The sequence below is a fragment of the Burkholderia sp. APQ4-4ca genome, assembly GCF_057837105.1.
In genome coordinates this window covers 1-7,412 of the sequence record NZ_JBYQCG010000133.1, presented here as the reverse complement: position 1 = coordinate 7,412, position 7,412 = coordinate 1, and the positions used below count along the sequence as shown (strand labels likewise).

Genomic DNA, 7,412 nt, shown 5'->3' with positions numbered 1-7,412 from the left:
CCGACCAGGTCGCGCAGGAAGTGCGCCGCCTCGCGCGCGCCGAGGAGAACGTGAAGGTGCTGACGCTGTGCGGCGGCACGCCGATGCGTCCGCAGGCGCAAAGCCTCGAGCACGGCGCGCACATCGTCGTCGGCACGCCGGGCCGCATCATGGATCACCTCGATCGCGGCAATCTGAAGCTCGACGCGCTGAATACACTGGTGCTCGACGAAGCCGACCGGATGCTCGACATGGGCTTCTTCGACGACATCGCGAAAGTCGCGCGGATGTGCCCGACGACGCGCCAGACACTGCTGTTCTCCGCGACCTATCCGGACGGCATCGCGAAGCTGAGCCAGCAGTTCCTGCGCAATCCGAAGGAAATCAAGCTCGCGGAACGCCATGACGACAGCAAGATCCGGCAGCGCTTCTATGAAGTGACCGAGGACGAGCGGCTGCATGCGGTCGGCCAGTTGCTGAACCACTACCGGCCGGTGAGTACGATTGCGTTCTGCAACACCAAGCAGCAGTGCCGCGACCTGCTCGACGTGCTGCACGCGCAGGGCTTCCACGCGCTCGCGCTGCACGGCGAGCTCGACCAGCGTGAGCGCGACCAGGTGCTGATCCAGTTCGCGAACCGCAGTTGCTCGGTGCTGGTGGCGACCGACGTCGCCGCGCGCGGGCTCGACATCGCGCAGCTCGAGGCGGTGATCAACGTCGACGTGACGCCCGACCCGGAAGTGCACGTGCACCGCATCGGCCGCACGGGCCGCGCGGATCAGGACGGCTGGGCGCTGAGCCTCGCGAGCATGGACGAGATGGGCCGCGTCGGCGCGATCGAACAGGCGCAGAAGCGCGAGGTCGAATGGCATCCGCTCGCCGAGCTCAAGCCGGCGGACGACAGCGTGCTGCTGCCGCCGATGGAAACGCTGCAGATCCTCGGCGGGCGCAAGGACAAGATCCGTCCGGGCGACGTGCTCGGCGCGCTGACCGGCGACGCGGGGTTCGACGGCAAGCAGATCGGCAAGATCAACGTGACCGAGTTCTCGACCTATGTCGCAATCGAGCGCGGCGTCGCGCGCGACGCGTTGCGCAAGCTCAATGCGGGGAAGATCAAGGGCAAGCGGGTCAAGGTCCGCTTGATGGACGAGGAGTAAGCGGCGCGCGGCGCGGGCGGTCGCCGCACCGCCGTGCGCCGCTCCGTGCGTCACCTGAGTTCGGGATAGCCGTGCGCGGCGGCTGCCTGCGCGAACCGCGCAATCGTGTCGTAGTCGGCCGGCGACAGCCGTTCGAACCCCTTCAGCCTCAGCACGCGCGCCCGTTCCGCATCGGCGGCGACCGCGCGATCGAGCGCATCCTCCAACGCGCCGACCTGCGCGTCCGGCAGCGCCCGCGATGCGACGAACGGCAGGCCCGGCGCGGGTGCCGTCGCGCCGATGATCCGGATGTCCTTCAGCAGATCGGGCAGCGCGTCGCGCACATACGCGAACGTCACGCAGTCGATCGCCGCGCAATCCGCCTCTCCCGACGCCAGCGCACGCAGCACGTTCAGGTGCGAACCGAACGGCGTGACCGATCCGAAGAACCGCCCGTCGTGCGCATGCGGCGCAACCGCGTGCCGGAATGCGTTCATCCCGCTGTGCGAATCCTCGCCGTTGAACGCGGCCCGCAACCCGCGGCATGCGGCCAGCGTCGTCGCGCCTCCCGCGTGCACGCGCGCCGACACGACCAGCACGCTGCTGTAGCGCGCACCGTCGCAACCGTCCGCGTCGAAAACGGGGGTCGCAACCAATCGCACGACGTCGCACAAGCGGAGCATCCGGTACGGGTAGCCGCAGGTCTGCGACAGCAGCAGATCGTCGCGCCGCCACAGGGCCTGCAGGTCGTCGAACGGCGCGTCGGGCAGCGCGACGTCGGCCGGGCCGCCCGCGTTCGCGAATGCATCGAGCGCGTCGCGCAGCAGCGCGCGCCACAGCGCGGCGTGGCGCGGCGTCACGTTGTACATCGGCAGGACTGCGATCCAGGAGCTCATCCGGGCATTCTACGCATCGGCGGCGGCCCGGATGCTTATCGGCCGCGACACGATAAGCAAATGCGAATCGATTGGTTGGCGCAGCCGCGCCACCCCGGTACCGTTCGAATGCCTGCCGGCGCCGCCACCGTGCGCGATGCCGGGCAGGCCGACCGTGATCCGCGAGACACCCGCGCACCCGGGCCGCGCGCCCCGGTTCCATCGCTCGTTCCCCGCACTGCCCGATCCATCCCGCCTCAACGCCATGGCCGAATACTTCGACGTCGATCACGCTCGCGCGATCGCCGCGCTCGACGCCCGCTTCACCGCCCGCACCGAGTGGCCGACCTGGCTGCTGGTCGTCGTCATCTACGGCGGCTGGCTCGCCGTGCTGCTGCTCGTGCGCGAAGGGCGCCTGTCGCTCGCCGCCGCGACGCCGCCGCTGATCCTGCTCGGCGCGTGGCACCTGTCGCTGCAGCACGAACTGTTGCATGGCCATCCGACGCGTTCCGCCTTCGTGAACAAACTGCTCGGCTATCCGCCGCTGACGGTCTGGTATCCGTACACGCTCTATCGCGACACGCACTTCGACCATCACCGCGACGAAGACCTGACCGTGCCGGGCATCGATCCCGAAACGAACTACGTCACGCGTGAACGCTGGGCGCGGCTGCCGCGCTGGCGCCGGGCGCTGACGGTCGCGCGCAAGACTTTCATCGGACGTATCGTCGTCGGGCCGCCATCGAGCGTCGTGGCGACGCTCGCCGAGGCAGTCGCTGCGTTCCGGCGCGGCGACTTTCGTTATCTGCCGATGTGGCTGGCGCACGTTGCCTGCGTGGTCGCGCTGCTCGCCTGGCTGCAATGGACGATCGGCGTGCCGTGGTGGTACTACCTGCTGGCCGTCACGTGGCCCGCGCTGTCGCTCGCGATGATCCGCTCGCTGTACGAACATCGCGCCGCGCCGCATCCGAAGGCGCGCATCACGATCAACGAAGCCGGCTTCGCGATGCGGCTGCTGTACCTGAACAACAACTATCACCTCGTCCATCACGACCTGCCGAAACTGCCGTGGTACGACCTGCCGCGCGCATACCGGATGCGGCGCGACGCGTATGCGAAGAAATGCGGCGGCTTCGTGATTCGCGGCGGATATCGCGCGTTGCTCGCGCGCCATGCGTGGACGCCGACCGATCCGCCCGTGCATCCGTTCGACGAGGGCACGGCATCGCTGTCGACGGGTAGCGGCGCGAAAGTGGCGGTGATCGACCGGGTGTTGCAGATCAGCACGTAACGTCAGAGCTTCCGCGTGTCGGCACCCATTCTTACGAAAAGCCGACAACACCCGTCGTCGCCCGTGAATTGCCAATTGCGTCGGCAATGCGCAGAATGGCCGCTCATCCGGGGCTTCCGACAATCATTCGCCCCGGCTCCGCCGCACGGCCGCGCGCCGCATTTCCCGACGACGATGCAACCGAACACCCCACCCGGCGCGATCCGCACGATCGGCAACGACTGGTCCGTCTCCGCGATCACCGCGGGTTTTCTCGCGGTCCTGATTTCGTACGCGGGCCCGCTCGCGATCTTCTTCCAGGCTTCGCAGGTCGCCCACGCGTCCAACGAAATGGTGTCGTCGTGGGTCTGGGCGATCTCGATCGGCGCGGGCGTGTCCGGGTTGTTCGCGAGCTGGAAGCTGAAGGTGCCCGTCGTCACCGCATGGTCGGCGCCCGGCACCGCGCTGCTCGTCGGCCTGTTCCCGCAACTGACGCTCAACCAGGCCGTCGGCGCTTACATCACCGCTGCGCTGATCATCCTGGCGATCGGCGTCTCCGGCTATTTCGACCGCCTCGTGCGCCACATTCCGCGCGGCATCGCCTGCGGCATGATGGCCGGCATCCTGCTGCCGTTCGGCATGCATGCGTTCTCCGCCGCGACCGCGCAGCCGGTGCTCGGTTTCGGGATGATCGCGGCGTTCGTGATCTTCCGGCGCCTGCTGCCGCGCTACAGCATCGTGCTCGTGCTGCTGACGGGCGCCGCGCTCGCGACGCTGCTCGGGATGACGCATCTCGGCAACGTATCGCCGAGCCTCGCGCGGCCGATCTTCATCGCCCCCGAATGGACGCTCGGCACGACGCTCAGCCTCGCGCTGCCGCTCGTCGTCGTCAGCCTCACCGGCCAGTTCCTGCCGGGGATGACGATCCTGCGCGTGTCCGGCTATCACACGCCGGCGCGCCCGATCATCACCGCGACCAGCGTGATGTCGCTGGCGGTCGCGTGCTTCGGCGGGATCACGATCGTCGTCGCGGCGATCACCGCGGCGCTCTGCACCGGCAAGGACGCGCACGAGGATCCGGACCGGCGGTACGTCGCCGGGCTCGCGAACGGCGCGTTCTACCTGATCGGCGGGCTCTTCGCGGGCACGATCGTCACGCTGTTCTTCGCGCTGCCGAAGGCATTCGTCGCGATTCTGGCCGGGCTCGCGCTGATCGGCGCGATCGGTGCGAACGTGCACGGGATCTTCGAGGACGAGAACCATCGCGAAGCGTCGGTGATCACGTTCCTCGCGACCGCGTCGGGAATGACGTGGCTCGGGCTCGGGTCGGCGTTCTGGGGGATCGTGATCGGGTCGGTGGCGTATGGGGTGCAGAGTTGGATGCGGGGGCGTCGGAAAGATTGAGCCCCGCATGACGCCGCCCTCGGACACGCGGCGCAATGAATCCGTTCCCGGGCACGGGTTCGTTGGCTCTCGCGATTCGATTCATCGAATGCGCGGGTCGGATCAGGCACTACCTCGATGTGCTGCGAATAGCGCCGCTGGCCAACAGAAGCTGATCGACAAGCTCAAGTTTCAACGGCTTGTCCGCGTCGAGCTGCTTCTTTTCGATCACGTACTTCCACCCGTCGCCATTGCCCGGGTTGCGATAGAACGCCACGACCGCGACGTATTTCGTATCGGCCTGCATCGGCTGCGCAAGGCTTGCCGACGCCCCCGGATTCAACACCGCGGCAAGGTTGGCCTGCAGGTCCTGGGCAAGCACCGTCCGGTCATTCTTCAGCAGATCCTCGTAGGACGCACCATCGAACATCTTCCGGTCCTTCAACTGATACACGCGCACCGCGACCGATGTCGCGCGGCCGGCGTCATCGGGGTTCAGTGCCTCCCGGGCGGACAGATCGACGTTGAGCACCTTGACCTGCTTGAAGAACACCGCGTGATACGCGCTCGACGAGGCGTCCGAGACGGATTGCCAGGCGCCGCACGCGGACAGCAGCAAGACGGACAAGAAAGTTGAAACAGCGAAACGGATGGACATCAATGCTCCTCAGCAGTGCATGGTGTAGGTCATCAGGGTATTGAGGCCGAGAGTTGCCGGCCCGGCGCAGAACGCAAGCGGATCGCAGCAAAACGGATGCAACGGCTGATCCGAAAAATCAGAAGGCCATGCGTCATTTCTGGTCAAGCATGCGATGCGGCAACGTATGGATTCGGGACCGGCGCAGGAAAAGCCTCGTAGACACCGAGCGCAATGTTGACGATCCGTTCCTCGTCAGCGGCCAGCACGGTAGTCCAGCCGAGCCGAGGCGCCGGCCCGGCGTTTCCCTGACCGAGCGTCGGTTCCGGCGTGTATCGCGACGACATCTCCATACGCAGGTGTACGTCCGCCTTGACACCGACGTACAACTGTACAAAGGCCATCAAATCGCGATGCAGCCCTGCACCCGGCAAGAGCTCCTGCGCCTGCCGAGCATCGGCCGGACGCAACGTCACCCGTACCGCCCGGCTGCGATACGCCATCCGCTTTCCCAATACGTAGCCTCCGCCCAACCCGTTACGTTGACTGGTTCCCGATTTCCCGACAGCAGGCCTGGCACCGGCAAGCGGTCGCGGCCGCCCCGTCGACGTCACGACCGGCCAGAACTCGTCGACCCGAACCTCGGCTCGCGGAATAGCCAGCGCAACGACGCCCGCCAGCCCCTCCGGCGTGCGCGTGCGCTGAATCAGGAGCCCCAGCAACGCCAGCATCCTCGAATCGGGCAGGCCCGCGCGCTTCGGCTTGTCGCCCCACCCGAACCCGGCCAGACACAACAGGTTGCGCGAATGCGCATCGACGCCGCCGGGCCTGAAGTGCTCGGGATAGCGATACTTCCGCCAGGCGCGATACAGCAACGTGACATACCGATGATTGAACTGATCGAGAAATGCCTGGACCGCCTCGTGCCCTTCCTCGCGCTGCACGATCTCGTCGATCAGGTGCGACGGCATCGCCGCGTCGACGCCGTACAACCCCATGAAAGTCGTGCGCACGGTTGGCGGTGAATGAGGCCCGAACGTGTCCGACCCATCATCGAACTCGACCGACGCGATCTCACTCGCCGGGAACCCCATTCGCGGCCGCGGCCGGAAGCGCACCGGTTCATGTTCGAGCGCATCCCGTGTACCGAACCCGGGCTGATCGGGAAAACGCACTTCGAGCAACCGGCAAAGCTGCATGAAGTTCATTCGCGGTGCGCGCGCCAGGAGCGAGGCGACCAGCGGATCGAGATTCGGGAAGTCGTGCAGTTTCATAACGGCGCCCGCTCTGCCTTGCTGCGTGGCCATTCGATCCGGGCCTGAGACGGCAGGCTGACGACCGCGAGCTTCGTGAACAGGTTGATGTCCGCGTAGAGCGAGAAGAACCGATGCAGCAGTTCGCCGAACAGCATCACGTCACCGTCCCCGGCGAACGCATGGCTGTCGAGCGTGACCTCGATCAGCACGCCGCGCTCGACCGCGCCACCCGATACCTCCTCGATCAGTGCCTGCGACACCCACAGGATGCCCGCGAGCCGTCGACGGTTCAGTTCGTCGTCCGTCCAGTCATAGAGCGCGAGCGCCCCGCGCAGCACTTCCGCGTTCATCATCGACAGGAAGTTCGGCGCCAGGTGCGACAGCACCCGCCACTGGAACCGGTCTTCCGTCGGCGGATACAGCGGCAGCGTCGGCGAGACGAGATTGCGCACCCCGGTGACGTTCTGCGAACTGGTCGCGAGTTCGTCGAGACTGGCTTCCCGCAGCCCCTTGCGCGGCAGCAATCCGTTCGTGCCCGTCACACGCAACGACAGGCTTTCCTCGGGCAGCGCCTCCATGGTTTCCCATGCATGACCACCGAGCACCACCCACGTTTCGTGCAACCCCGTCACGCCCGAGCGCACGCGCGAATGGAAATACCGCTCCGGCGCCTCGTGGCGCAGCATGCCGCCACGATGACGGAACGTCGCAAACGGCACGTATTCGTACCGCTCGGCCGTTTCGTGATCGAATGCCTCGATCGCGTCGACGGAATACGTTTCGACATGTTCGCCTTGATGGCCGGCCGGCACCACGCGATATTCGGTTTCGTGATGGTCGATCTCGATCGGCTCGGCATCCAGCTCGAACAGGTTG

General features: G+C 66.6%; 7 protein-coding genes. 3 read left to right on the top strand and 4 right to left on the bottom strand.

Features of this window, described 5'->3' with window-relative positions:
* On the top strand, positions 1-1,136 hold a 1,136-nt coding region (gene dbpA, locus AC3IFE_RS16615; protein WP_489191187.1), incomplete at its 5' end, for an ATP-dependent RNA helicase DbpA.
* Between the two features lie 50 nt (positions 1,137-1,186).
* On the opposite strand, the gene AC3IFE_RS16610 is transcribed toward dbpA, so the two are convergent.
* Positions 1,187-2,011 (bottom strand): phosphate/phosphite/phosphonate ABC transporter substrate-binding protein, encoded by an 825-nt coding sequence (locus AC3IFE_RS16610; RefSeq protein WP_489191186.1) that lies wholly within the window; start codon positions 2,009-2,011, stop codon positions 1,187-1,189.
* A 244-nt stretch (positions 2,012-2,255) separates the two neighbouring features.
* Here AC3IFE_RS16610 and AC3IFE_RS16605 point away from each other — a divergent pair, with 244 nt between their 5' ends.
* Entirely contained in the window at positions 2,256-3,281 is a 1,026-nt protein-coding gene (locus AC3IFE_RS16605; RefSeq protein WP_489191185.1) for a fatty acid desaturase, read from the top strand.
* Between the two features lie 174 nt (positions 3,282-3,455).
* Positions 3,456-4,664 carry a benzoate/H(+) symporter BenE family transporter gene (locus AC3IFE_RS16600; RefSeq protein ID WP_489191184.1) on the top strand — a complete coding sequence of 403 codons (1,209 nt, stop codon included), beginning with the start codon at positions 3,456-3,458 and terminating at the stop codon, positions 4,662-4,664.
* Between the two features lie 109 nt (positions 4,665-4,773).
* Here AC3IFE_RS16600 and tssJ read toward each other — a convergent pair whose 3' ends face one another.
* The 3 genes from tssJ to AC3IFE_RS16585 form a co-directional block, all read right to left on the bottom strand.
* Complete coding sequence (tssJ, locus tag AC3IFE_RS16595; RefSeq protein WP_489191183.1) at positions 4,774-5,301, bottom strand: type VI secretion system lipoprotein TssJ; 528 nt, start codon at positions 5,299-5,301, stop codon at positions 4,774-4,776.
* Positions 5,302-5,444: 143 nt separating this feature from the next.
* Positions 5,445-6,554: a type VI secretion system baseplate subunit TssG gene (gene tssG / locus AC3IFE_RS16590; protein WP_489191182.1), complete on the bottom strand. Its 1,110-nt coding sequence runs from the start codon at positions 6,552-6,554 to the stop codon at positions 5,445-5,447.
* Positions 6,551-7,412, bottom strand: an 862-nt coding sequence (locus tag AC3IFE_RS16585) for a type VI secretion system baseplate subunit TssF (protein WP_489191180.1), incomplete at its 5' end; no start/stop codon positions are given. The genes tssG and AC3IFE_RS16585, both read right to left, overlap by 4 nt.

Coding starts and splice junctions, on each gene's coding strand:
- AC3IFE_RS16610 (WP_489191186.1), bottom strand. CDS start 2,011: ATGAGCTCCTGGATCGCAGTCCTGCCGATGTACAACGTGACGCCGCGC.
- AC3IFE_RS16605 (WP_489191185.1), top strand. CDS start 2,256: ATGGCCGAATACTTCGACGTCGATCACGCTCGCGCGATCGCCGCGCTC.
- AC3IFE_RS16600 (WP_489191184.1), top strand. CDS start 3,456: ATGCAACCGAACACCCCACCCGGCGCGATCCGCACGATCGGCAACGAC.
- tssJ (WP_489191183.1), bottom strand. CDS start 5,301: ATGTCCATCCGTTTCGCTGTTTCAACTTTCTTGTCCGTCTTGCTGCTG.
- tssG (WP_489191182.1), bottom strand. CDS start 6,554: ATGAAACTGCACGACTTCCCGAATCTCGATCCGCTGGTCGCCTCGCTC.